This is a genomic window from Gandjariella thermophila, from assembly GCF_005405885.1.
GTDB lineage: Bacteria > Actinomycetota > Actinomycetes > Mycobacteriales > Pseudonocardiaceae > Gandjariella > Gandjariella thermophila.
In genome coordinates, this window is the sequence record NZ_BJFL01000038.1 from 17,619 (window position 1) to 40,762 (window position 23,144).

At 74.0% G+C, this 23,144-nt stretch carries 20 protein-coding genes; 10 read left to right on the top strand and 10 right to left on the bottom strand.

Annotated elements, in window-relative coordinates; genetic code table 11:
- Positions 1 to 28: 28 nt before the first annotated feature.
- From FFT21_RS24265 to FFT21_RS24290, 6 genes are all read right to left on the bottom strand, one after another.
- Positions 29 to 805: a PaaX family transcriptional regulator gene (locus FFT21_RS24265; RefSeq protein ID WP_264081675.1), complete on the bottom strand. Its 777-nt coding sequence runs from the start codon at positions 803 to 805 to the stop codon at positions 29 to 31.
- Between the two features lie 264 nt (positions 806 to 1,069).
- Positions 1,070 to 1,375 (bottom strand): HPr family phosphocarrier protein, encoded by a 306-nt coding sequence (locus FFT21_RS24270; protein WP_137816247.1) that lies wholly within the window; start codon positions 1,373 to 1,375, stop codon positions 1,070 to 1,072.
- A gap of 39 nt (positions 1,376 to 1,414) precedes the next feature.
- Entirely contained in the window at positions 1,415 to 2,896 is a 1,482-nt protein-coding gene (locus tag FFT21_RS24275; protein WP_137816248.1) for a PTS fructose transporter subunit IIC, read from the bottom strand.
- 94 nt (positions 2,897 to 2,990) lie between these two features.
- The gene (locus FFT21_RS24280; protein WP_137816249.1) at positions 2,991 to 3,443 is read right to left on the bottom strand and encodes a PTS sugar transporter subunit IIA; all 453 of its coding nucleotides are present in this window, start codon (positions 3,441 to 3,443) and stop codon (positions 2,991 to 2,993) included.
- Complete coding sequence (gene pfkB / locus FFT21_RS24285) at positions 3,440 to 4,384, bottom strand: 1-phosphofructokinase (RefSeq protein WP_137816250.1); 945 nt, start codon at positions 4,382 to 4,384, stop codon at positions 3,440 to 3,442. Before pfkB ends, FFT21_RS24280 begins: the two co-directional genes overlap by 4 nt.
- Entirely contained in the window at positions 4,381 to 5,142 is a 762-nt protein-coding gene (locus tag FFT21_RS24290; RefSeq protein WP_137816251.1) for a DeoR/GlpR family DNA-binding transcription regulator, read from the bottom strand. Before FFT21_RS24290 ends, pfkB begins: the two co-directional genes overlap by 4 nt.
- A 104-nt stretch (positions 5,143 to 5,246) precedes the next feature.
- Between FFT21_RS24290 and ptsP the strand changes: the two genes are divergently transcribed.
- Both ptsP and FFT21_RS24300 read left to right on the top strand, forming a co-directional pair.
- Entirely contained in the window at positions 5,247 to 6,956 is a 1,710-nt protein-coding gene (ptsP, locus tag FFT21_RS24295) for a phosphoenolpyruvate--protein phosphotransferase (protein WP_137816252.1), read from the top strand.
- A gap of 78 nt (positions 6,957 to 7,034) precedes the next feature.
- Positions 7,035 to 9,386: an ATP-binding protein gene (locus FFT21_RS24300; protein WP_137816253.1), complete on the top strand. Its 2,352-nt coding sequence runs from the start codon at positions 7,035 to 7,037 to the stop codon at positions 9,384 to 9,386.
- Positions 9,387 to 9,554: 168 nt separating this feature from the next.
- Here FFT21_RS24300 and FFT21_RS24305 read toward each other — a convergent pair whose 3' ends face one another.
- Complete coding sequence (locus tag FFT21_RS24305; protein ID WP_137816254.1) at positions 9,555 to 10,145, bottom strand: hypothetical protein; 591 nt, start codon at positions 10,143 to 10,145, stop codon at positions 9,555 to 9,557.
- A gap of 234 nt (positions 10,146 to 10,379) precedes the next feature.
- On the opposite strand from FFT21_RS24305, the gene FFT21_RS24310 reads away from it, so the two are divergent.
- Both FFT21_RS24310 and FFT21_RS24315 read left to right on the top strand, forming a co-directional pair.
- Positions 10,380 to 12,344, top strand: coding sequence for a hydantoinase/oxoprolinase family protein (locus FFT21_RS24310; RefSeq protein ID WP_137816255.1), 1,965 nt, complete (start codon positions 10,380 to 10,382; stop codon positions 12,342 to 12,344).
- Positions 12,337 to 13,899: a hydantoinase B/oxoprolinase family protein gene (locus tag FFT21_RS24315; RefSeq protein ID WP_137816256.1), complete on the top strand. Its 1,563-nt coding sequence runs from the start codon at positions 12,337 to 12,339 to the stop codon at positions 13,897 to 13,899. The genes FFT21_RS24310 and FFT21_RS24315 overlap by 8 nt, the downstream gene beginning before the upstream one ends.
- An 8-nt stretch (positions 13,900 to 13,907) precedes the next feature.
- Here the strand turns inward: FFT21_RS24315 and FFT21_RS24320 are convergent, their stop codons facing one another.
- The gene (locus tag FFT21_RS24320) at positions 13,908 to 14,519 is read right to left on the bottom strand and encodes a cadmium resistance transporter (protein WP_137816257.1); all 612 of its coding nucleotides are present in this window, start codon (positions 14,517 to 14,519) and stop codon (positions 13,908 to 13,910) included.
- Between the two features lie 42 nt (positions 14,520 to 14,561).
- On the bottom strand, positions 14,562 to 15,356 hold the full coding sequence (locus FFT21_RS24325) for a TIGR04222 domain-containing membrane protein (protein ID WP_137816258.1): 795 nt from the start codon (positions 15,354 to 15,356) through the stop codon (positions 14,562 to 14,564).
- 178 nt (positions 15,357 to 15,534) lie between these two features.
- Between FFT21_RS24325 and FFT21_RS24330 the strand changes: the two genes are divergently transcribed.
- From FFT21_RS24330 to FFT21_RS24345, 4 genes are all read left to right on the top strand, one after another.
- Entirely contained in the window at positions 15,535 to 17,541 is a 2,007-nt protein-coding gene (locus tag FFT21_RS24330; protein ID WP_137816259.1) for a DUF2961 domain-containing protein, read from the top strand.
- Between the two features lie 69 nt (positions 17,542 to 17,610).
- Entirely contained in the window at positions 17,611 to 18,588 is a 978-nt protein-coding gene (locus tag FFT21_RS24335) for a pyridoxal-phosphate dependent enzyme (protein ID WP_371856855.1), read from the top strand.
- A 119-nt stretch (positions 18,589 to 18,707) separates the two neighbouring features.
- The gene (locus tag FFT21_RS24340) at positions 18,708 to 19,523 is read left to right on the top strand and encodes an SAM-dependent methyltransferase (RefSeq protein WP_192909726.1); all 816 of its coding nucleotides are present in this window, start codon (positions 18,708 to 18,710) and stop codon (positions 19,521 to 19,523) included.
- A gap of 88 nt (positions 19,524 to 19,611) precedes the next feature.
- A complete protein-coding gene (locus tag FFT21_RS24345) occupies positions 19,612 to 20,586 on the top strand; it encodes an LLM class F420-dependent oxidoreductase (RefSeq protein ID WP_137816260.1) in 975 nt (324 codons plus the stop codon).
- A gap of 56 nt (positions 20,587 to 20,642) precedes the next feature.
- Here the strand turns inward: FFT21_RS24345 and FFT21_RS24350 are convergent, their stop codons facing one another.
- The gene (locus FFT21_RS24350) at positions 20,643 to 21,191 is read right to left on the bottom strand and encodes an NAD(P)-binding domain-containing protein (protein ID WP_137816261.1); all 549 of its coding nucleotides are present in this window, start codon (positions 21,189 to 21,191) and stop codon (positions 20,643 to 20,645) included.
- Between the two features lie 152 nt (positions 21,192 to 21,343).
- Here FFT21_RS24350 and FFT21_RS24355 point away from each other — a divergent pair, with 152 nt between their 5' ends.
- On the top strand, positions 21,344 to 21,811 hold the full coding sequence (locus FFT21_RS24355; RefSeq protein WP_137816262.1) for a Fur family transcriptional regulator: 468 nt from the start codon (positions 21,344 to 21,346) through the stop codon (positions 21,809 to 21,811).
- Positions 21,801 to 22,952, top strand: coding sequence for a VIT1/CCC1 transporter family protein (locus FFT21_RS24360; RefSeq protein WP_137816263.1), 1,152 nt, complete (start codon positions 21,801 to 21,803; stop codon positions 22,950 to 22,952). Before FFT21_RS24355 ends, FFT21_RS24360 begins: the two co-directional genes overlap by 11 nt.
- The last annotated feature ends 192 nt before the right edge of the window (positions 22,953 to 23,144 follow it).

Here is a 23,144-nt window from a genome sequence, read left to right on the forward strand (position 1 = left end):
AGGCACTGACCGCCGGGCCGGAAGGCGGTCAGCCGGCGGCCTCGGCCAGCTCGTCCCACCGGCGCCGCGCGCCGTCCCGCCAGCGCACGTGCCGGTCGTTGAACAGCGCCGTCGCCTTGGTCCCGCTCCACCGGGCGGGCAGCAGTTCGGCGGGCAGTTGCGGGTCGAGGAATGGGAACCGGCGCCACTCGTGCACCAGCCGGGTCTGCGCGCGCAGCACGTCGTCCGGGGTGCGCGGGCGCAGCCGGCCGAACTCCTCGATGAACTCGTCGTAGCGCCGCGCCACGTCGTCCAGGTGCCACGCGGCGGCCACCATGTCCTGCTCCCGGCCGAGCGCGCCGTAGCTGGCTACGAACGACATGGCCGACTCGGACAGGGACAGCTCGTCCAGCACCAGCTTGGCGTCGGCCTCCGCGTCGGCCCGCGGCGCGATCCACACCCCCGGCGCGGGGGAGCCGAATCCGGCCCAGCTCAGCCGGGTACGCAGCCGGTGCCGCAGGTCGCGCATGGTCTCCGGCACGGACACCAGCACCACTAGCCACCGGCCGTCCCAGTCCCGGTTCCCGCTGCCGAACCCGTAGATCCGCTCGGCACCCTCGACCAGCAGCCGGCGCGCGGGTGGGGTGAGGTGCCAGCGCACCCGCCGGCCGAGCCGCTCCGCGGCGAGCCAGCCCTCGGCGGAGGTCCGTGCGACCGCCTGCCGCGCCGACTTCTCCTCCACGCCGAACAGGGCGAGCGCGTTGACCAGGGTGGCCGTCCACACCGGTTCGCCGCGGGGCAGGACGAACTCGCCGAGGATGGTCATCAGCAGCGAGCGGGCGCTGCCACCGCCGACCTCGCGGCGGCGGTTGATCACCGGCCGTGGCCGCTCGGTGGCCGGCTCCCTGGCCGCGCGTCCGCCGTGCTCGGCGGACCCGGCCTGCCGTCCGGCTTCCCGAGGCGCTCCCATGACCAACTGTCCTCACAATGATGCAACGCCGATACAAAACTGTATCGCGTTGCCCGTGCCCGGCCCGACCGGATGCGGCGGGGGTGGCCGACGCGCCCCCGCCGCATCCGGTCGGTTGCCTCAGTGGCCGGCGGCCCGGGCGGGCTGCTCCGCGTCCAGGTCGGTGCCGACCAGCACGGCCAGCGCGTCCACCGACGGCTCGGCGCCGGCGCCCGCCGCGGACAACTCCACCTCGTCCCCGTGCCGCGCGCCGAGCGTCATCAGCCCCAGCACGCTGGACGCGTCGACCTCGTCACCGGCCCGGCCGTCGACGACCCTGGCGATGCGCACGGTCGCCGGCTGCTCGGCGGCCGCCTTGGCGATCAGGCCGGCGGGCCGGGCGTGCAGGCCCACCGTGCTGGCGACGACGACGCGGCGTCGGTACATGTCACGGCTCCTCTCGGTGGCCGCCGGCGCGGCGGCGGGTCAGCGGGTGGTGGCGGGTACGGCCTCGGTCGCGGCGTCGGGGGCGGCGGCGCGCTGCCGGCTGCCCTGCCCGATCTGCTTGGCCAGCAACACGACACCGGCGGTGACCACCGTGCCGACCACGATGACGATCAGGTAGGGCAGCGGGTGGCCGGTCAGCGGCAACACGAACACTCCCCCGTGCGGGGCGCGCAGCGTGGCGCCGGCGAGCACCGACAGGGCGCCGGTGACCGCCGAGCCGAACATGATGGACGGGATGACCCGCAGCGGGTCGCCCGCGGCGAACGGGATCGCGCCCTCGGTGATGAACGACGCGCCAAGCAGCCACGCGGCCCGGGCGTTCTCCCGCTCCGCGGGCGTGAACAGACTCCTGCGCACGGTCGCGGCCAGCGCCAGGGCCAGCGGCGGCACCATGCCCGCGGCCATCACCGCGGCCATGATCTCCAGCGAGGTGGTCGCGCCGGTGGTCAACCCGCCGACGGCGAAGGTGTAGGCAACCTTGTTCACCGGGCCGCCCATGTCGAAGGCGATCATCGCGCCGAGCAGGGCGCCGAGCAGGGCGGCGTTCGCCCCGCTGAGACCACCCAGCCAGGCGGTCAGGGCGTTGGTCGCAGCCGCGATCGGAGCCCCGACCACGATGAACATCAGCACGCCCACCACCGCGGAGCCGAGCAGTGGCAGCACCACCACGGGCATGATCCCGGCCACGGCCCGCGGAACGTTGATCTTCCGCAGGGCGGCGACCACCGCGCCGGCGAGCAGACCGGCGACGAGGCCGCCGAGGAAGCCGGCGCCGACCGCCACCGCCGCGGCCCCGCCGACGAACCCGGGTGCGATGGCCGGCCGGTCGGCCATGGCGAACCCGATGAACCCGGCCAGCACCGGGACCAGGAAGCTGAACGAGGCCTTGCCGATCTGCAGGCTCAGCGCGGCCCAGCTCATCAGGCTGGCCGGGTCGAAGTGCTCGGTCGCCTTCGGCGCGTCGGTCACCTGGTAGCCGCCCAGCGCGAAGCTGAGCGCGATGAGCAGGCCACCGGCCGCGACGAACGGGATCACGTAACTGACCCCGGTCATCAGCCACTGGCGGAGCTGGGTGCCGAACCCGGCGCCCTGGGTGACCTTGCTGGACAGGTCGGGCCCGGCCGCGGTGGGATCCGGTGCCCCGGTGCGCTCGTGCGCCGCGGCGGCCTCCCGCGCCCGCCGCAGCAGCGCGCCGGTGTCGTTGATCGCCTGCTTGACGGTGGCCTCCACGACGGCCTTGCCGGCGAAGCGCTCCCTGCCCTGCACGCCGACGTCGGCGGCCAGGATGACCGCGTCCGCGGCGGCGATGTCCTCGGCGGACAGCGGGGTGGAGCCGGCCGAGCCCTGCGTCTCCACGGTGATCTCGTCACCGGCGGCCCTGGCGGCCTGCTCGAGCGACTCGGCCGCCAGGTAGGTGTGCGCGATTCCGGTGGGGCAGGCGGTGATCGCGACGAACTTCATGACGGGGCCACCTCCCTTGTCGCGCGGTCGCGCGCGGCCTGGCGGCCCCGGCGCGCGCAGGGGGCAATCTGGGTGCGACGGCGTGTCAGGCGCATCAGGACGCCACCTCCTCGTGGATGTACTGGGCAACGGCAGCGGGGTCGTCGGCGGTGAGCAGGGTGTCCGTGAAGTCCCGGCGGACCAGCCGGCGAGCCAGCGCGGCGAGCACGGTCATGTGCGCGGTGTCGCCGTGCTCGGGCGCGGCGATCAGGAAGATCAGCCGGGCCGGGCCGTCCGGCGCGCCGAAGTCGACGCCCTCGGCGCTGCGGCCGAAGGCCAGGCTGGGCGCGGTGACGGCGGCGGAGCGGCAGTGCGGGATGCCGATGCCGCCGTCCAGGCCGGTGGCCATCTGCTGCTCGCGCGCCTCCACGTCGGCGAGGAAGGTTTCCAGGTCGGTGACCCGGCCCTGCTTGGCCAGCCGCTCGCCGAGTGATCGGACGGCGTCCCGCCGGTTGCTCGCGGCGAGGTCGAGATCGACCAGGTCGACGGTGATCAGGTCGTCGCTCATGGGTCTACTCCGGTGAGGATCAGGGACTCGTTCGGCTCGATCAGGCGTACGGCGGCCACGTCGACCTCGTCCCGGCGTGGCATGCGGCTGCCCGGTAGGCGGACCGCGGCGGTGCCGTACGCGACGCCGGTGCGCAGGGCGGTCGGCCCGCTGGCGCCGGCCAGGAGGAATCCGGCCAGGGCGGCGTCTCCCGCACCGACCGTGCTGGCCACCGGCACCTCCGGCCCCATCGCATGCCAGGCGCCGGTGTGGTCGACCAGCAGTGCGCCGTCGCGGCCGAGGCTGGTCAGCACCGCGCCGACGCCCGCGTCACGCAGCTCGCGGGCGGCGGCCAGCACGTCGCCAAGCCGGGGGAGGGGCCGGCCGGCCAGCTCGGTCAGCTCGGCGAGGTTCGGTTTCACCAGCTCGGGCGTGGCGGCGCAGGCGGCGGCCAGCGCCGGGCCCGAGGTGTCCACCGCGACACGCGCCCCCGCCTTCCGGCCGACCTCGACGAACTGGGCGTGCAGGTCGTCCGGCGCGTCCAGCGGCAGACTGCCGCAGCAGACCACCCACTCGGCACGCTCGGCCAGCTCGGCGACCCGCTGCCGGACGGCCTCCAGCTCGGCGGGCGCCAGCTCCGGTCCGGGTTCGTTGATCTTCGTGGTCACCCCGTGCCGGTCGACGATGGTGAGGTTGCTCCGGGTGGACCGGCTGATCGGCACGACCACCACCGGCACACCCTCCGGGGCGAGCAGCTCGGCGAGCTGGCCGCCCGCCACGCCGCCGCACGGCAGTAACGCCGTGGTGTGCCGGTCGGCCGCGGCGAGCACCCTGGCCACGTTGACGCCCTTGCCGCCCGGATCGACGTGCACCCGCTCGGCGCGCAGCACGGCGCCGGGCACCAGCTCGTCGAGCACGGCCGTGCGGTCCAGGCTCGGGTTGGGCGTGACCGTGACGATCATGCGGTCACCACGCTGGTGCCGTTCGCGGACAGTTCCTCGACGGCGGCCGGGTTGAGCGCGTCGTCGGTGACGATCACGTCCAGGTCGGCGATCCTGGCGAACCGGCTGAACAGGTCGTTGCCGTACTTGCTGTGGTCGGCCAGAAGCACCCGGTTGCGGGCGGCCCGCACCATCGCCGACTTCACCGCGGACTCCGCCGGGTCCGGGGTGGTGCACCCCTTGTCCGCGGAGAACCCGTTGGTGCCGAGGAAGGCGACGTCCACGGTGAGCCCGTCCAGCACCTGCAGCGCCCAGGACTCGACCGCGGCCAGGGTGGTCGGCCGGACCCGCCCGCCGAGCAGGTGCAGCTCGATGTTGCCCCGGGCGGCCAGGGTGGTGGCGACGGGCAGCGAGTTGGTCACCACGACCAGTTCCCGTTCCGGTGGCAGCAGGCTGGCCAGCCGCCCGGTGGTGGTACCGGCGTCCAGCAGCACGGTGCCGCGGTCGGGCAGCAGGTCGAGGGCGGCCCGGGCGATGCGGTCCTTCTCCGCGGCGTGCGTCTGGTCGCGCTGGGCCACGCCCGGCTCGAAGTCCAGCCGTTCCACCGCGATGGCTCCGCCATAGACCCGGCGGACCAGGCCACGGCGTTCCAGGGCGGACAGGTCGCGCCGGATGGTCTCCGGCGCCACGTCCAGCTCGGCGGAGATCTCCGAGACGTCGATCCGCCCGTCCCGGCGAGCCCGCTGCACGAGCAACTGCTGGCGTTCCGCGGCGTACATTGCCCGATGTCCTCCGATTCGATGCCCGGTGTTATTTGAGTTTGCACGGTGTTGCCCTAATGTCAAGACCTGGTTACTGCAGTGCCGAGCCTTGGAGGTCCGGGATGACCAGCAGCGAATCCTCTCCCCTCACCGTCGGGACCAGCGACGACAACGCGACCGGGCGCCCGGTGCGGCCCGGTTCGGCCCCGCTCACCGGGGTGCCGGTCAGCCCCGGGCGTGCGTCCGGCCCGGTGGTGTGGGTGGCCGACCCGCTCGGCGAGCCGCCGACCGGCCCCGCTCCGGAGGACCCCGCCGCCGAGGCCGCCCGGATCCGCCCCGCCGCCGACAGGGTCGCCGCGCGGCTGCGGGCGCGGGCCGAGCGGGCCGAGGGCGAGGCCAGGGCGATCCTGCAGACCACCGCGGCGATGGCCGAGGATCGCAGCCTGCTCGGCCAGGCCGAGCGCTGGGTCACCGCGCGGTCCTGGCCAGCGGCGCGCGCGGTGCACGAGGCGGCGGCCGGATTCGCCGCCTCCCTCGAGGCCGCCGGCGGCTACCTCGCCGAACGCGTCCGCGACCTGCACGACGTGCGGGACCGGCTGGTCGCCGAACTGCTCGGCGTGGCCGAACCGGGCGTGCCCGCGCTGCGCACGCCCAGCGTGTTAGCCGCCCGCGACCTGGCCCCCGCGGACACCGCCGGCCTGGACCCGGCCAAGGTGCTCGCGCTGGTCACCGCCGAGGGCGGTCCCACCAGCCACACCGCGATCCTGGCCAGGGCGCTGGGCATCCCCGCCGTGGTCGCCTGCCGCGGGCTGCTCGATCTCGACCGGGACACGGTGCCCGGCCTGGCGGTGGACGGCGACACCGGGACGGTCCGGGTGCTGGACACGCCCCAGGTGCTCGCCCACCGGGCGGACGGGAAGGGGCGTGCACCGTGGCGGGGCACCCTGCGGGACGGCCACCGCGTGCGGCTGCTGGGCAACGTCGGCAGCGCCGCCGACGCCGAGGCCGCGGTCGCCGCCGGCGCCGAGGGCGTGGGTCTGTTCCGCACCGAGTTCTGCTACCTTGCCGCGACCCGCGAACCCACCGTGGCCGAGCAGCGCGCCGCGTACGCCGCGGTGCTCGCCCCGTTTCGCGGCCGGTCGGTGGTGGTGCGCACGCTGGACGCCGGCGCGGACAAGCCGCTGCCGTTCCTTGGACTGGACGCCGAACCCAACCCGGCGCTCGGCGTGCGCGGGCTGCGGGTCGCCTTCGACCGGCCCGAGCTGCTGGACCGCCAGCTCGCCGCCATCGCCGCGGCCGCCTCGGACACCGGCGCGGAGGTGTCGGTGATGGCGCCGATGGTGGCCACCGCCGCCGAGGCCGTCTGGTTCGCCGAGCGGGCCAGGGCCGCCGGTATCCCACGGGTCGGGGTGATGATCGAGGTCCCGGCCGTCGCGCTGGTCGCCGCGGAGGTGATGGACGCCGTGGACTTCGTGTCGCTGGGCACCAACGACCTGGCCCAGTACCTGTTCGCCGCGGACCGGCAACTCGGCGCGGTCGCCGGGCTGAACGACCCGTGGCAGCCGGCGCTGCTGCGGCTGATCGCGGCGGTCGCCGAGGCGGGCGCCGCGCGCGGCGTCCCGGTGGGCGTGTGCGGCGAGGCGGCCGCGGACCCACTGCTCGCCCGGGCGCTGGTCGGGCTGGGCGTGACCAGCCTGTCCATGAACGCGACGGCGCTGGGCGGGGTTAGCGCCGCGCTGGCGGAGGTGGACCGCGCGGAGTGCCGGCGGTTCGCGCGCGCCGCGCTGGCCGCCGGCACACCCGACCAGGCCCGCGCGGCCGCCCGGCGCTGACCACCCGCCGATCGGACGCCGCAAAAACCGGCCGAAACGGTCACTCTGATTCGCCCTAATGGGCTAGTCTTGCGCGTGATGCGCGGCACACTCGAGCGTGCCCGGCAACACGTCACGGGCCTTCCAGCCGACACGACCAGTTTCGTCGGCCGGCGGCGGGAGATCGACCAGGTCCGGCAGGCATTGACCGGGTGTCGCCTGCTCACCCTGACCGGACCCGGCGGCGTGGGAAAGACGCGGCTCGCCCTGCGGGTCGCGGCCAGGCTGCGCCGTGCCTTCCCGGACGGGGTGTGCCTGGTCGAGCTGGCTGAACTGCACGACCCGGCGCTGCTGGCCAACCTCGTCGCCGAGCGGCTGGGCCTGCGCGACCAGTCCGCCCGCGCCCCGGCCGACACCGTCATCGATCACCTCCACTGCCGCCGGGTGCTGCTCGTACTGGACAACTGCGAGCACCTGGTGGAGACGTGCGCGGCGTTCGTGGACACGCTGGTCCGCAACTGCCCCGAGCTTCGGGTGCTGGCCACCAGCCGGCAGTCGCTGCAGGTGAGCGGCGAGCGCGTGCTCACCGTTCCGCCGCTGCCAGTGCCCGACCCGGATGCTCCGCTCACCCCGGAGTCGCTCGGCAACTACGAGTCGGTGGACCTGTTCGTGGATCGGGCGGTGGCCGTGCATCCCGCCTTCACCGTGTCCGCGGACAACTGTGCCGTGCTGGGCCGACTGTGCCGCCGCCTGGACGGCATCCCGCTGGCGATCGAGCTGGCCGCGCGGCGGCTGCTCTCCCTCTCCCTGGAGCAGATCGAGGAACGACTCGGCGCCCGCTACCGGTTGCTCACCGCGGGCATGCGCACCGCACCCACTCGCCAGCGCACCCTGCAGGCCCTGATCGACTGGAGCTACGACCTGTGCACCGAGCGGGAACAGCTGGTGTGGCGGCGGTCCTCGGTGTTCTCCGGCAGCTTCGACCTGGACGCCGCCGAGCACGTCTGCTCCGGTGACGACCTCGCGCCGGAGGACGTACTGCCGGCGATCGGCGCGCTGGTCGACAAGTCGGTGCTGCTCCGTGAGGACACCGACCGCACGGTGCGCTACCGGCTGCTGGAGACCATCCGCGAGTACGGCCAGGAGCGGCTGGCCGCCGCGGGGGAGCGCGAGGCGGTACGGCGCCGGCACCAGGACTGGTACGCGCGGCTGACGCAGCGTTGGGACACGGAGTGGCCCGGCCCCGACCAGGTGCGCTGGGTGGAACGGCTCCGCCGGGAGCACGCCAACCTCCGGGTCGCCCTCGACTACTGCGCCACCGAGCGCGGGGAGGCGGCCACCGGGTTGCGGATGGCCACCCAACTGGACGACTACTGGGCGATCCGCGGCCAACTCGCCGAGGCGCGGCACTGGCTGGACAACGCGCTGCAGGTGGCACCGGAACCGAGCCCGGAGCGCGCCGGGGCGATGCGCCTGAGCGGCTGGTTCGCGCTCCTTCAGGGGGATGTCGAGGTGGGCATGACTCGGCTGGGCCAGGCCGGCGAGCTGGCCGAGCAGGTCGGCGACGCGGCCGAGGCCGCCTACGTCACGCACGCGTGGGGGATGGGCGCGCTGTTCATCGGACAGCTCGACACCGCCGTCGAGTTGCTCAGCGATGCGCTGCCCCGGTTCCACGCCGCCGGAGTCCGCCGGGGCCAGCTGTTCGGGCAGTTCAGCCTGGGCATCACGCTGGGCATGCGGGGTGACCGGCAGCGGGCGCTGGACGTGCTGCGGGACTGCGTGTCGACCACCGAGGAACTGGGTGAGGGCTACTGGCGCTCCTACGCACTGTGGGCGATCGCGCATATCGAGGTGCTGTACGACGCGCTCGACGTGGCCGAGCCGGCCGCGCGGGAGGCCATCCGGCTGCAGTGGCAACTGGACAACAAGCTCGCCCTCGCCTTCTCCGTGGACACCCTCGCGTGGGTGCTGCAGCGGCGCGGCGACCCGGAGCGGGCGGCCACCCTGTTCGGCGCGGCCGCCGCGCTGTGGCGGCAGGTCGGTGCCTCGCCGGGGTGTTACGTCACCTTCGAGGCCCCGCACAACGACCACCTGCGGATGGCCCGCGCCGACCTCGGCGACGAGCGGTTCGACACCGCCTTCCAGAAGGGCTACACCATGCCCGCCGAGGCGGCGATCGATCTCGCGTTGGGCGGCGCGGCACCGAGCCGCCCGTCCGCGCCGCCGACCGGGCACCAGGGGATGCCGCTGACCCGGCGGGAACGGCAGATCGCCGAGCTTGTCGCCGAGGGGCTGAGCAACCGGGAGATCGCGTCCCGGCTGGTCATCTCGCCCCGGACCGCCGAGGCGCACGTCGAGCACATCCTGGTGAAGCTGGAGTTCAACTCGCGCGCGCAGATCGCCGCATGGGTCGCCGAGAAACGATCCGCGGAAGAACCCGCCGACGAATAACCCGCCGGAACATCGGCGACGTCGCGTGACGTCGCCGACCTGATCGGGCGAATGGTCGGCCGGAAATCGGCAGCCGAGGCGGAATCCCCGGCTGCCGACCGGGCCGGTCAAGCATTCGAATACTCGCGGCCTTCGGGTGAGTTCAGTTCCCCATCCCGGGTTGGTTCCTCACCCAGCGTCGGAGGCGGTGCCCGGCCTGACGGTCCACGGGCCGAGCGCGACCGGGGGCCACACGATCGGCTCGGACTCCTGCCACTGCACCGGCGCCGAGTCCAGCGGGTTCACCACTGGCGGCAGGTACACCACGTGGTGCGGGCGCAGGTCACGGGCGTGCTGGGGAGCTACCGCGGCCGGACGCTGCGGCGCGGACTGTGCCGAGGTCCCCTGCGCGGGCCGGTGCGGCACGGTGCCCTCGGAGCTTGCGTGTACCGGACGGTGCGGCCTGGTCTGCGGCTTGGTCTGCTGCTGGCTTCCGGTGGCGGGCCGGTGCGGCCGGGCGTGCGTCGGGCGGAGCTGCCCGGTGTGCGGCACGTAGGGGTAGTAATGACCGCTCATCGGGTCGTACACGTAGTACTGACCGGTGGCGGGGTCGTAGAAGGTGCCGTTGATGGCCGGATGGTGGGCGGGAAGGTGCACCGGCACGTGGACCGCGGGCCGCTGCGATCCCTGGGCGGCGGCGACGGCCGCGCCCGACGCGGTCAGCGCGGCGGCCGCGAGAACGGCGACACCCATCCGCTTTACCATGCTCTTCGCGCTCATGCTTTTCCTTTCGTCGTGGCCTTTCAGCCCGGACGGAAACGAAGATTTTCACCGCCGTCGTCACGACGTCGTCACGACGCACATACGGTGTGACCGCCGATAGGGGTGCTTTTCGGTCCCACGACACACGACGAGACCAGGGCCGGCATCGGCCGCTTCGGTCGGATCTTCGGTCGGCGCGCGGGCGGCACCGGCGATACCGTCGGGGTGCGACGCGCAAGGGGTGAGGCGGACATGGCCGAGCGGTCCCAGGCCTGCGCCGGCGTCGACGTCGGCGGCACGTTCACCGATGTGGTCGTGCACGCCGAGGGGCACCGCCCGCGCGCGGTGAAGGTGCCGACCACGCCGGGCGACCAGGCCGAGGGAGTGGCGCACGGCGTCGAGGAGGGCTGGCCGGGCGCGCCGCCGCGGCTGCTGCCGCACGGCACCACCACGGCCACCAACGCGGTCCTGGAACGCAAGATCGCGCGCACCGTACTGGTCACCACCGAGGGCTTCGCGGACGTGCTGCAGATCGCCCGGCAGGACCGGCCCGCGCTGTACGACCTGTCCGTGGTCCGCCCCGAGCCGCTGGTACCGCACGACCGGGTGGTGACCGTCGCCGAGCGCACCGGCCCGGATGGGCGGCCGGTCGTCGAACTCACCGGCGAGGAGATCGATCGGGTGGTGGGCGAGGTCGACCGGCTGGACCCGGAGTCGATCGCGATCAGCCTGCTGTTCTGCTACGCCGGGGACGAGCACGAGCGGCGGCTGGCCGACGCCCTGGCCCGGCTGGGCGTGCCGATCAGCCGGGCCAGCGCGCTGCTGCCGGAGTTCCGGGAGTTCGAACGGGCGTCCACCTGCGTGCTCAACGCCGCGGTGGAACCGGTGATGCGGCGCTACCTGTCCAACCTGTCCGCGCGGCTGCCCGACCCGACGATCACCGTGATGACCTCCAGCGGCGGCACCGCCGGCCTCGAGTTCGCCGCCTCCGCCCCGGTGCACACGCTGCTGTCCGGTCCGGCCGCCGGGGTGGTCGCCGCCGGTGCGGTGGCCCGCTCCGCCGGGTTCGCCGACGCCATCGCCTTCGACATGGGCGGCACCTCCACCGACGTGTGCCTGGTCCGCGGCGGCGCACCGGAGGTGTCCACCGCATCGGAGATCGCCGGGCTGCCGTTCCGCACCCCGGCGGTGGGCATCCACACCGTCGGCGCCGGCGGCGGGTCAATCGTCTGGGTGGACGCCGGCGGAGCGCTGCGGGTCGGCCCGCACTCGGCCGGCGCCGAACCCGGCCCGGCCTGCTACGGCCGCGGCGGCACCGAGCCGACGGTCACCGACGCGCACTGCCTGCTCGGCCATCTCGCGCCCGGGCGGGAACTCGGCGGGGGATTGCGACTGGACGTCAACGCCGCCGCCCGCGCGCTGGACCGGCTGCCCGAGGCGGCCGGCGGGGCGCACGGAGTGCTCGCCGTGGTGCGGGCCACCATGGCCCGCGCGTTGCGCCGGGTGAGCACCGAACGCGGCGTCGACCCGGCCGGGCTGGCGCTGGTGGCCTACGGCGGCGCCGGCCCGCTGCACGCCACCGCGCTGGCCCGGGAACTGGGCTGCGCCGCGGTGGTGGTGCCACCGGCTCCCGGGGTGCTGAGCGCGCTCGGCCTGCTGCTCGCCCCGGCCCGCTACGAGGCGTCCCGCACTTTGATGGCCGACGCCGGCGCCGACCTGGACGCCGCGTGGGCCGATCTGGAACGCGAGGCCCGCGAGGAACTGGCCGGGCAGGGCGTGGGCGGGGAGATCACCCTGTCCCGGGTCGCCGACGTCCGCTACGCCGGGCAGTCCCACGAGCTGCGGGTCGACGTCGAGCCGGGGGTGGATATCGCCGAACTGCTGCACCGCGCGCACCGCGAGGCGTACGGCTACGCCATGGCGGGCGAGCCCGTCAGGGTGGTGACGCTGCGTGTGGTGGCCCAGGGCGAACCGATCCTCTCCGCCCCGCCCAGCGCGTGGGACCAGGGCCAACCCGTGCCCGAGGCGTCCCGGGAGATCGGCGTGGCCGGGGATACGGTTAAGGCACGGGTCGTCTCCCGCGCCGGGCTGGACACGGGCGACACGGTCACCGGGCCGGCCCTGGTGGAGCAGTCCGATACCACCACGCTGCTCGCCCCCGACGAGATCGCCGTGGTGGACGACGCCGGGAACCTGGTGGTGCGTCTCGATGCCTGAACTGTCCGCGGTGGAGCTGGAGGTGTTCCGGCACGCCCTGGCCGGGGTGGCCGACGAGATGGGTGTGGCGCTGCGCCGCGCCGCGTACTCGCCGAACATCAAGGAGCGGGCCGACTGCTCGGCCGCGGTGTTCGACCGGGACGGGGAGATGGTGGCCCAGGCCGAGCACATCCCGGTGCACCTCGGCGCGATGCCGGCCAGCGTCCGCGCCGTGCTGGACGCATACGGCGAGTTGCGCCCCGGCGACCAGGTGTGCGTCAACGACCCATACATGGGCGGCACCCACCTGCCGGACCTGACCATCGTCGCCGCGGTCGGCGGCGACGACAGCCGACTGCTCGGCTACGTGGCCAACCGGGCGCACCACGCCGACGTGGCCGGCGCCGCGCCCGGGTCGATGCCGGCCAGCGCCACCGACATCGCCATGGAGGGCGTGCGCATCCCACCCATCCTGATCGCCGACACCGACGGCGAGCGCGCGGACGTGGTGCGGTTCGTCGCGGCCAACTCCCGCACCCCGGCCGAGCGGCGCGGGGACCTGCGCGCCCAGTTCGCCGCCAACCACGTCGGCGCCCGCCGGCTGCGGGAGCTGGCCGGCCGGATCGGCGCGGCGCGGCTGCCCGAGGTGATGGCCGCGGTGTGCGACTACTCCGACCGCCGGGTACGCGCCGCGGTGACCGGCATCCCGGACGGCCGCTACGCGTACCAGGACGTGCTGGAGATCGGCGAAGGGGTGACCATCCGCGCCGAGGTCACCGTGGCCGGCGCCGAGGTGACCGTCGACTTCGCCGGCACCGACCCGCAGGTGCCGGTGAACTGCAACGCGGTGTTCGCGGTGACGCTGTCCTCGGCGATGTTCGTGTTCCGCATGCTCACCGACCCGGACGCGCCGCCGAACGCCGGCTGCTACCGCGCGCTGCACGTGCGCGCGCCGGAGGGCAGCGTCGTGCACGCCACGTTCCCCGCGCCCACCGCCGCGGGAAACGTGGAGACCAGCCAGCGGATCGTGGACGTGCTGCTCGGCGCGTTCGCCCGGGCCATCCCGGAGCGGGTACCGGCGGCCAGCCAGGGCACCATGAACAATCTGCTGATCGGCGCCGGCGGCGGGGCAGTGCCGTTCAGCTACTACGAGACGCTCGGCGGCGGCGAGGGTGGCACGCCCGCCCGCCCCGGCATGTCCGGTGTGCACACCGGGATGACCAACACGCAGAACACCCCGGCGGAGGCCGTCGAGCTGGACTACCCGCTCCGGGTGTGGCGCTACGAGTTGCGGCCGGGTTCCGGCGGGGCCGGCCGGCACCCCGGTGGCGACGGCCTGGTGCGGGAGATCGAGGCGCTCGCCGACTGCACGCTCACCGTGCAGTCCGAGCGGCGCGCGCACGCCCCGTGGGGTCTCGGCGGCGGGCGGCCCGGCGCGGTGGGCCGCAACGTGCTGGTGCGCGCCGACGGCACCGAGGAGGAACTGCCCAGCAAGGGAACGTGGTCGCTGCGCCGCGGCGAGCGGGTGCGGATCGAGACGCCAGGCGGCGGGGGCTGGGGCGAGCCGGGCGGCTGAGCGCGCGGTCAGAACGCCAGGCGGGCCAGCCGGACCAGCAGCCCGGTGCGGACCAGGATCACCGCGCCGATGCTCACCAGCGCCGCCGGCACCAGCCACGGGCTCACCCGGGTCAGCACGGCCAGCACCGACTTGTGCGTGGCCACCAGCCGGGCCGCGGTGCACCACACCGCCAGGAGCACCAGGAACACCGCAACGGTAAGCGCCGACTGAACCGGGCTCTGCGTGCGGAACAGCACCACGTACACGGACAGGTTGTCGCCGCCGACGGAGATGCACAGCGCTGCCGCCGTCGCCGTGCTGAGCCGGCCGCGGCGTACCTCCGGCGTGCCATCGCTGCCCCGGGCGGCCCGCACCAGCCCGCGCACTCCGAGACCGAGCGGGAACAACCCGAGCAGACCGATCCAGGTCTCGGGCACCGCCGCGAGACCCGCGGCCAGCGCCGCGCTCGCCGCCACCACCGCGGCGAAACCCAGGTACTGGCCGAGCACGACCTGCCAGCCGCGCGGGCCGCCGTTGCGGGCACCGAGGAAGAGCACCACCAGCAGGGCGAAGAGGTCCACGTTGGTGCTGGCGAAAACCCCGATCGCCGTCGTGACGGTGGCGGCCGACTGGCCCATCAACCCATGGTGCGGGAGGCGGCGCGGGTCGGCCCGTTGACCTCACCGGCCGGGGTGGTGCGCACCGCTGGTCTCCTCGGCGCGCTCCGGCGCACCGCAGAGCAGTGCCCGCAGCCGCGGGTCAGGATGGCCGAGCAGCCCGTGCAGCGCCACCGACTCCTCCGGGTGCGGGGTGCCGCGCTCGGCCGACCGCCGCCGCGCCTGGCGCAGCACCTCCTCACCGAGGGCGGTGCGGCGCCCGGCCGCGGCCGGGGGGATGGCGGCCAGCACGGCGCCGGTGAGCGCGAGCAGGACGGTGACGCCCAGCATGGGCTGCCCCGTCCAGGCGAGCTGCGCACACCGCAGTGCGCCGAGCAGGGCCAGCCCGATCAGCGGCAGCAGCGCCACCCGCTGCCGGGCCCGGCTCGCCTGGGCGGCGCTGAGCAGGTCAAGCTCGGCCAGCCGGATGCTGATCGCCCGCACCGCCGGGTCCCCGGCGACCCGTCCGGCCAGCGTGCCGATTGGCGCGCCGGCGCCGACCGCGGCGAGCACGGCGCCCTCCACCGGGTCGGGTTGCCCCGCCGTGCCCGGCTCGCCGTCGCCGGTGGCCCGCAGCGTGCCGTCCCGGTCGATGCGCAGTGCGCCCGTGCCGAGCAGCCGGGTGACCGCGGCGTGCACCACCCGCCGGGGCCCGTCGGCCAGGTAGGCCAGTTCGGTGACGCTCAGGGGTGCGGCCGAGTGGTCCCGGTGCCGCGGGGCGGGCCGGCGCATCACCAGCCGCGCCCACAGCGCGGCGGCCGCCAGTGCCACGACGTAGCCGATGGTGACCTCGATACCCGCCAAGCTCCACGGTCCCATGGCGTCCCCCCTTGGTTGCTGCGGGTGGGAAGCTCATGGTGTGCGCTGAGTCACTGCCCAACAAGACGTCTTGATCGACACTTAACGTTGGCCTGGGCAAGAATTAGGGTCGGTTCGCCGCTGCGGGCGATCCGCCACGTGCGGTGGACCCGGCTCGGGTTGCGGGCATACTCGTGCGGTGTGGTGTCGCCGCCGGCTCGGCCGCGCCGGGGTGCTCGGCGTCGCCCTCGCCGTGCTCAGCTCGCTTCTCGCCGGCTGCCCGCCCGGCGAGCCCTCGGCGCCGGCCGGTGACCTTCCGCCGCCCTATCTCGGTCTGGACGCCTACCTGCACTTCGACAAGCTGCCGTACTTGGAGATCGGCGACCGGGTGGCCGGGTTTTCCACCGCCGACCCCGGCGGGAGCAACCGGGACGGCGGCAACGTGCTCGGCACCCTGCCGGACGGCGAGCGCGTGCTGTTCGACCAGGTGGGTCCCGGGGTGGTCACGTTCCTGCGCATGCAGGAGGACACCGGTGGGCCGTGGCACCTGAGCGTGGACGGCGGGCCGGACACGGTGGTCCACGCCGGTGATCTCGGGCAGGTTCGGCCGGCCGGTGGCATCGCCGCGCGGTTCCCGTACCCGCTGTCGATGAACGTGGCGGAAAGCCAGGGCAGCACGATCCTCGCCGCGCCGCTGCCGTACGCGAAGAGCCTGCGGTTCACCTCCTCCGGCGCGAACGGCAACTTCTACGCCCTCTACCGCAGGCTGGCCATCGATGTGCCGCCGCCGACCGCCAGCACCGCGGCCACCGACCGGGTCGCGGCGCTGCTGGCCGCCGCCGGACGTGACCCGGCACCGGCCGGGATCCCGCACCGGGAGGGCACGCTCACCCTCGGCGGCGCGGGCGTGGCCACGCCGGTCACCACGATCGGCGGCCGCCAGCAGATCCGGGCGCTGAGCCTCCGGGCGCCGGCCGGGGCGGCGGCCACGCTCGGCGCGGCCCGGCTGCGCATCTACTGGGACGGCGAGGCGGCGCCGAGCGTGGACGCCCCGGTCAAGTTCCTGGCCGGCGACGGCGCCGGGGTGTACCAGCCCGCGGACCGGCCGCTGGTCCGGGCGCTGCCCTCGGCGATCACACCGGACGGCACGGACCTGCGGTTCAGCCTGTACTGGCCGATGCCTTTCACCTCGGGCGCGCGCATCGAACTGGTCTCCGCCGGCGGCCCGGTCCCGGTGACCTGGTCGGTGCGCTACGAGCCGTTCACCGACCCGCCGAACTGGGTCGGCGAGTTCCACGCCAACTACACCGACATCCCGCACCCCGCCCCCGGCGAGGACATGACCTTCCTGGACTATCGGGGCAGCGGCAAGCTGGTCGGCACGGTCGTCAACTTCGGCGCGGTCGGCGGCACGCTGGAAGGCGACCCGCACATCTACACCGACGGCAGCCGCACCCCGCAGATCGCGGTGACCGGCACCGAGGAATGGGGCATGGGCGGCGACTACTGGCGCGGCGGCCACCAGACCTCGCTGCCGCTGGCCGGCCTGCCCAGCGCCACCAACAATCCATTCGGGTCCGATGTGGACGGTGCCGCGGAGTACCGGTTCCTAGTCGCCGACGCCATCCCCTTCACCGACCGGATCGTGGTGAACTGGGAGCACGGCGCGGTGAACGACTCCGCCGAGCACTACCGCGCCACCATGCTCTGGTACGGGACGCCCACGCCGACCGCGGTCCGCGGGGACGACCTGCTGCCCGGGGCGCCGGACAGCGCGGCCGCGCACGCCTACCGTGCCCCCGGCTCCCGCGACTACCCGCTCACCTCGGCGTACGAGTACACGGTGCGCGCCGCGCCGGTGACCGGCACGGTGACCGAAACCACCGGCAGCAGCACCTTCACCATGGCGCTGCCACCGGGCGCCACCGGCGGCTTCCTGCGCCGCACGCTGAACTCGTGCGTGCCGGGCCAGCGCGCGAACGTGTCCGTCGACGGCGCGTTCGCCGGCACCTGGTACACGCCGGGCGGGTCCGCGAACCCCGGCCGGTGCTGGCGGGACGATGACTTCCCGCTCCCCGCGTCGCTGCTGGCCGGCAAGCGGTCGATCACGATCCGGCTCGACCATGTGGCCACCGGCGCGCCACCGAACACCGCGTGGACCGCGGCGGAGTACACACTGTTCGGCTACCGCCTGCCCGGCCGGTGAACACGATGCTCGCGTCCCCGGCCCCGGGGATAGGGTCGGTCGGGTAGTCGCCGACCGGAAAGGCCCGATGTGCGCCCCGAGGACGTGCTCACGCTGGACGACGTGCGCGCCGCGGCGAAGCGCCTGCACGGCGTCGCGCACCGCACCCCGGTGCTCACCTCCGGCACGCTCGACCAGCATGTCGGTGCGCGGGTGTTCATCAAGGCGGAGAATTTCCAGCGGGTCGGAGCGTTCAAGTTCCGCGGCGCGTACAACGCGATCGCGCAACTGGATGCCGGCCGGCGCACCGCTGGCGTGCTCGCCTACTCCTCCGGCAACCACGCGCAGGCGATCGCCCTGGCCGCGAGCCTGCTCGGCACCAAGGCGCTCATTGTGATGCCGGAGGACGCTCCGCCCACCAAGGTCGCGGCCACGCAGGGGTACGGCGCGGAGATCGTCCGCTATGACCGCTACACCGAGGACCGCGCCGCGGTGGCCGCGCGGATCGCCGCCGAGCGCGGCATGACCGTGATCCCGCCGTTCGACCACCCGCACGTGATGGCCGGCCAGGGCACCGTGGCGCTGGAGTTGCTGGAGCAGACCGGTCCGCTGGATGCGCTGGTGGTGCCGATGGGCGGCGGCGGGCTGATGGCCGGCTGCGCCACCGTGGCGAAGGCGCTGCACCCGGGTGTCCGGATGGTCGGCGTCGAGCCGGTGAACGGCGACGACAACCGGCGGTCGCTCGCGGCGGGCGAGCGGGTGCGGATCCCGGTGCCCCGGACCATCGCGGACGGCCTGGCCCTGGACACCCCCGGCGAGCTGACCTTCGCGGTCAACCGGCGGCTGGTAGACGAGGTCGTGCTGGTCGACGACGACGAGATCCGCTCCGCCATGGCCTGGGCCTTCGACCGGCTGAAGGTGGTCGTGGAACCCAGCGGGGCGGCCCCGCTGGCGGCGCTGCTCACCGGGCGGATCGGTGACCCGCCGCCCCGCGTCGGCCTGGTGTTCTCCGGCGGCAACGTCGGCCTGGCCCGCTTCGTCGAACTGCTTGCCGGGCACGCCCGCTGACCCGCGGCGACCTGGCGGGCGGAGGAGAAGTTCGGTCATTTCGGCAGCGCGGCGCGGCACGAGGGCGTAGCCTCCATGATCGCCTTGGTGTTCGTTCCACAACATCGGCGGGGGCGGCGGTGACCGAACTGTCCAGCTGGGTGCCCGAGGGGATCGACCTGACCAAACCGAGCGCGGCTCGGGCGTACGACGCGTTCCTCGGTGGCAGCCACAACTTCGCGGTGGACCGGCAGTTCGCCAGGCGGGCCGAGGAGGTCTTTCCCGGGGTGGCCAAGGCCTGCCAGGCGAACCGCTCGTTCCTGCGGCGCACGGTCCAGTTCATGGTCGACGCCGGCGTCCGGCAGTTCATCGACATCGGTTCCGGCATTCCCACCGTGGGCAACGTCCACGAGGTGGCCCAGCGGCGGAACCCAGACTGCCGGGTGGTGTACGTGGACAACGAGCGGGTCGCCGTCGCGCACAGCGAACTCATCCTGGCGGGCAACGACCGGGCGACCATCGTCGAGGCCGACATGCGCGAGCCGGCGTCCATTCTCGACGATCGGAGGACCAGGCGGCTGATCGACTTCGACCAGCCGGTCGGCCTGCTGATGCTGGCGGTGCTGCATTTCCTGCCGGACGCCGACGACCCGGCCGGGCTGGTCGAGCGGTACCGGGCGGCGCTGGCGCCGGGCAGCCACCTGGTCATCTCGCACGCCACCGCCGAGTCACGCCCGGAGGAGATGCGCGCGCTGGAGGCGCTGTACTCGACCAGCGCGAACCCGGCGGTGGCCCGGTCCACCTCGTGGATCAGCGGCCTGTTCGGCGAGTTCCGGCTGGTGGAGCCGGGCGCGGTGTTCGTGCCGGAATGGCGGCCGGACGGGGCGGGCGTGGTCGCCCATCCCGAGCACCACATCTTCTTCGGCGGGGTCGGGGTCAAGCCCGGCTACGGGTGACCCGCCCCGCCGGAAACGTACTCGCGGTGGCCCGGGAGGGCCGGGTGCTCGTCCTGCGAGCGGCCGGCGGCGGTGCCACGTTGGGGACATGGTTCGTTTCGGCTACACATTGCTGACCGAGCAGGCCGGGCCGCGGGATCTGGTGCGGTTCGCGGCGGGAGCCGAACAGGCGGGCTTCGACTTCGAGGTGATGAGCGACCACTACTTCCCCTGGCTGGACAGTCAGGGGCACGCGCCGTACGCGTGGAGCGTGCTCGGCGCCGTCACCCAGGCCACCGAGCGGGTCGAGCTGATGACGTATGTGACCTGCCCCACCATGCGCTACCACCCGGCCGTGGTGGCGCAGAAGGCGGCGACCGTGCAGTTGCTGTCGAACAACCGCTTCACCCTCGGTCTCGGCGCGGGGGAGAACCTCAACGAGCACGTGGTCGGCCAGGGCTGGCCGCCGGTGAACGTCCGGCACGAGATGCTCTCCGAGGCGATCGGCATCATCGGCGCGCTCTTCGACGGTGGCTACGTCAACTACCGGGGCAGCCACTACCGGGTCGACTCGGCCAAGCTGTGGGACCTGCCCGAGGTGCGGGTGCCGGTCGCGACCGCGGTGTCCGGCGAGCAGTCCATCCAGCTGTTCGGGCCGGTGGCCGACGCGATGATCGCGGTGGAGCCGAACTCCGCGTTCTGCACCCGGTGGGACCAGGTGGCCGGCGACCACGACGCCCGCAAGATCGGCCAGATTCCGATCTGCTGGGACACCGACCGGGACGCCGCGGTGGCCAGGGCGCACGACCAGTTCCGCTGGTCCGCCAGCGGGTGGAAGGTCAACTCCGAGCTACCCGGGCCCGCCGGGTTCGCCGGCGCCACCCAGTTCGTCCGCCAGGAGGACGTGGCGCAGAACATCCCGTGCGGCCCGGACGTCGACGGCATCGTGTCCGCGGTCTCGGCGTTCTGGAAGGCCGGCTTCACGGACATCGCGCTGGTGCAGATCGGCGGCGACCGCCAGGACGACTTTCTCCCGTTCGCGCGCAACGAGTTGCTGCCGGCGCTGCGCGAGGCATCCGCCTGACCGCGGACGCCCGCCCGGACCGCGGCCCGGGCGGGGCCCGGGGCCGCCCGGGCCGCCTACAGTTCGCCCGGCCCGGCGATCCGGTAGAAGAACGGGCCCAGCCCCGCCTCGCTGATGGAGAACATCAGCTCCAGGTGGTTCTCCAGCAGGGGGGCCGCCTCCAGGTTGCCCGCGCTCACCGGTTCGTAGCCGGCGTCGCGGATCAACTGCTCGGTCACGCCGCGCGCGGCGTCGTCCGCGGCGTAGAGGTTGCTCGGCGCCGCCCGCTGCTGCCCGATCTGGTCGTAGAGCGCGGCGAAGTTGAGATTGAACGCCTTGGCCGTCGGGCCGCCCACGATCGACTTGATCTGGTGCGCCAGCGACTTGAACCCTTCGGAACGGCCGCCGAAGGCGTTGGTCGCGTCGATCGTCGGCTTGCCCTGCACGCCGCTGACCTTGCCCAGCGCGTCGACGATCGCGTTGGACGGGACGGCCACGACGACCACGTCCGCGTCCGAGGCGTCACCGCCGTCGCTGCCCACGGCGGTGACCTCGTGCCCGGCACGTTGCCACAGTGCCGTCAGCCCGCCGCCGACGCTGCCCCGTCCCAACACCGTGATCTTCATGGAACTCCTCCGCTCGACGGTCCTCCGCCCCAGGATGTTCCCCGCGCGCCCGGCACGCAGCACCGTCGGCGGGTCGCCCGTGCGGGAGCAGCCGGCGCGAACTATATTTGGACATAGTCCAAGTACAACGACGGCGTGCGCGGGGGTCGACGATGGCGGGCAGATCCGACACCGAGGTCGCGGAGCGCTTGCGCGAGGCCGGGCTGCGGGTGACCCGCCCGCGGCTGGCCGTGGTGACGGCGCTGCGCGCGATGGGTGGCCACCACACGGCCGACGAGGTGCACGTGCACCTGGCCAGGCGGAACGTGGGCCTGCCCAGGACCAGCGTGTACAACTCGCTGGCCGTGCTCGCCGAGGTCGGGGTGGTGCTGCGCGCGGACGTCGGTCCCGGCGCGGTGGTGTACGAGGTCGCCGACACCTGGCACCACCACTTCGTCTGCCGGCGGTGCGGTGCGGTCAGTGACGTGCCCTGCGTGGTCGGCGAGCGGCCCTGCCTGACGCCGGACGGCGAGGTGGGGCGGGTCGAGGAGGCCCAGGTGATCTTCCGTGGCGTGTGCCGGCACTGTCTCGGAGACGACGAGACCCCACCGGAAGGGAGAGGTGAGCGCGGTGAGCGCTGAACCCAAGGAACGGACACCGGACCGCCGCAGGGCGGCCGCGCGGTTCCGTGCCCTGCTGGAGTCCGAGCGGCAGAGCGCCGCGCTCTACCGGGGGCTGGCCGAGGGCGCGACCGGGGAGCGGAAGGAGATCTTCGAGCAACTGGCCGCGGTGGAGGACAAGCACGCCGCGCACTGGGCAGAGAAGCTGACCGCGCTCGGCGAACCCGTGCCCAGCCCGCGCCGCCCGGGGCTGCGTACCCGGGCGCTGTCCTGGCTGGCCCGCCGGTTCTCGGTGGACGCGGTGCTTCCCCTGGTGGAGCGCGCCGAACACGCCGACGCCGGGATGTACGACGCCGACCCGGACGCGGGACCGGGCATGGCCGTCGACGAGCGCTCGCACGCCCGGGTGCTGACCCGGCTGCGCGAGGAGGGCCCGGGCGGCGGCGAGGACCCGGCAAGCATCGCCCGCCGGGAGCGCTGGCACCGCAACGACCGCTCCGGCGCGCTGCGCGCCGCGGTGTTCGGCGTCAACGACGGGCTGGTGTCCAACACCTCGCTGGTCATGGGGTTCGCCGGGTCCGGGGCGGCCAGTTCCACCGTGCTGTTCGCCGGGCTCGCCGGCCTGCTCGCCGGCGCGTTCTCCATGGCCGCCGGCGAGTACATCTCCATGCGCAGCCAGCGGGAGGCCTACGAGCGGGAGATCGCCCTGGAGGCGGAGGAACTGCGGGACGACCCGGAGGCCGAGGCGGAGGAGCTGGCGCTCATCTACCGGGCCAAGGGTCTGGACGCGGAGGAGGCCGAGCGGGTCGCCACGACGATCATGAAGGACAAGGACGCCGCGCTGGACACCATGGCCCGCGAGGAACTCGGCCTGGACCCGGGTGAGCTGGGCTCGCCGTGGTCGGCCGCGGTGTCCAGCCTGGTCGCGTTCGCGCTGGGCGCGATTGTCGTCGTGCTGCCCTACCTGTTCGCCTCCGGGCTGACGGCCCTGGTCGTGGCGATCGGGCTGGCCGCGCTCGCGCTGTTCACCGTCGGCGCCACGCTCGGCCTGCTCAACGGCCGGGCCGCGGTCCGCTCGGGCGTGCGCCAACTGCTCATCGGCGGGGGAGCGGCGCTCGTGGTGTTCGGCATCGGCCACCTCATCGGCACCGGCGTCACGTGACCCGGTCGACCGGCGTGGTCGGGCGCGGTCCGGGTAACCGGTCGGCGTACCAGCACGAGTCGAGCGCGGAGGGGGATTCCCAATGAAGTTGTCAAGTCATGGGGATGAGGCACCGTGAGTGGCTCAGGCTGCCGCGGTAGGGGGAACGGACTGGTAGAGGGCGCCGTCGCGCAGCATGGCCCACAGGACGTT

Coding starts and splice junctions, on each gene's coding strand:
- FFT21_RS24290 (WP_137816251.1), bottom strand. CDS start 5,142: ATGTACGCCGCGGAACGCCAGCAGTTGCTCGTGCAGCGGGCTCGCCGG.
- FFT21_RS24320 (WP_137816257.1), bottom strand. CDS start 14,519: ATGGGCCAGTCGGCCGCCACCGTCACGACGGCGATCGGGGTTTTCGCC.
- FFT21_RS24355 (WP_137816262.1), top strand. CDS start 21,344: ATGGCGGGCAGATCCGACACCGAGGTCGCGGAGCGCTTGCGCGAGGCC.
- FFT21_RS24350 (WP_137816261.1), bottom strand. CDS start 21,191: ATGAAGATCACGGTGTTGGGACGGGGCAGCGTCGGCGGCGGGCTGACG.
- FFT21_RS24280 (WP_137816249.1), bottom strand. CDS start 3,443: ATGAGCGACGACCTGATCACCGTCGACCTGGTCGATCTCGACCTCGCC.
- FFT21_RS24315 (WP_137816256.1), top strand. CDS start 12,337: ATGCCTGAACTGTCCGCGGTGGAGCTGGAGGTGTTCCGGCACGCCCTG.
- FFT21_RS24300 (WP_137816253.1), top strand. CDS start 7,035: ATGCGCGGCACACTCGAGCGTGCCCGGCAACACGTCACGGGCCTTCCA.
- pfkB (WP_137816250.1), bottom strand. CDS start 4,384: ATGATCGTCACGGTCACGCCCAACCCGAGCCTGGACCGCACGGCCGTG.
- FFT21_RS24325 (WP_137816258.1), bottom strand. CDS start 15,356: ATGGGACCGTGGAGCTTGGCGGGTATCGAGGTCACCATCGGCTACGTC.
- FFT21_RS24270 (WP_137816247.1), bottom strand. CDS start 1,375: ATGTACCGACGCCGCGTCGTCGTCGCCAGCACGGTGGGCCTGCACGCC.
- FFT21_RS24345 (WP_137816260.1), top strand. CDS start 19,612: ATGGTTCGTTTCGGCTACACATTGCTGACCGAGCAGGCCGGGCCGCGG.
- FFT21_RS24305 (WP_137816254.1), bottom strand. CDS start 10,145: ATGAGCGCGAAGAGCATGGTAAAGCGGATGGGTGTCGCCGTTCTCGCG.
- ptsP (WP_137816252.1), top strand. CDS start 5,247: ATGACCAGCAGCGAATCCTCTCCCCTCACCGTCGGGACCAGCGACGAC.
- FFT21_RS24275 (WP_137816248.1), bottom strand. CDS start 2,896: ATGAAGTTCGTCGCGATCACCGCCTGCCCCACCGGAATCGCGCACACC.
- FFT21_RS24265 (WP_264081675.1), bottom strand. CDS start 805: ATGACCATCCTCGGCGAGTTCGTCCTGCCCCGCGGCGAACCGGTGTGG.
- FFT21_RS24310 (WP_137816255.1), top strand. CDS start 10,380: ATGGCCGAGCGGTCCCAGGCCTGCGCCGGCGTCGACGTCGGCGGCACG.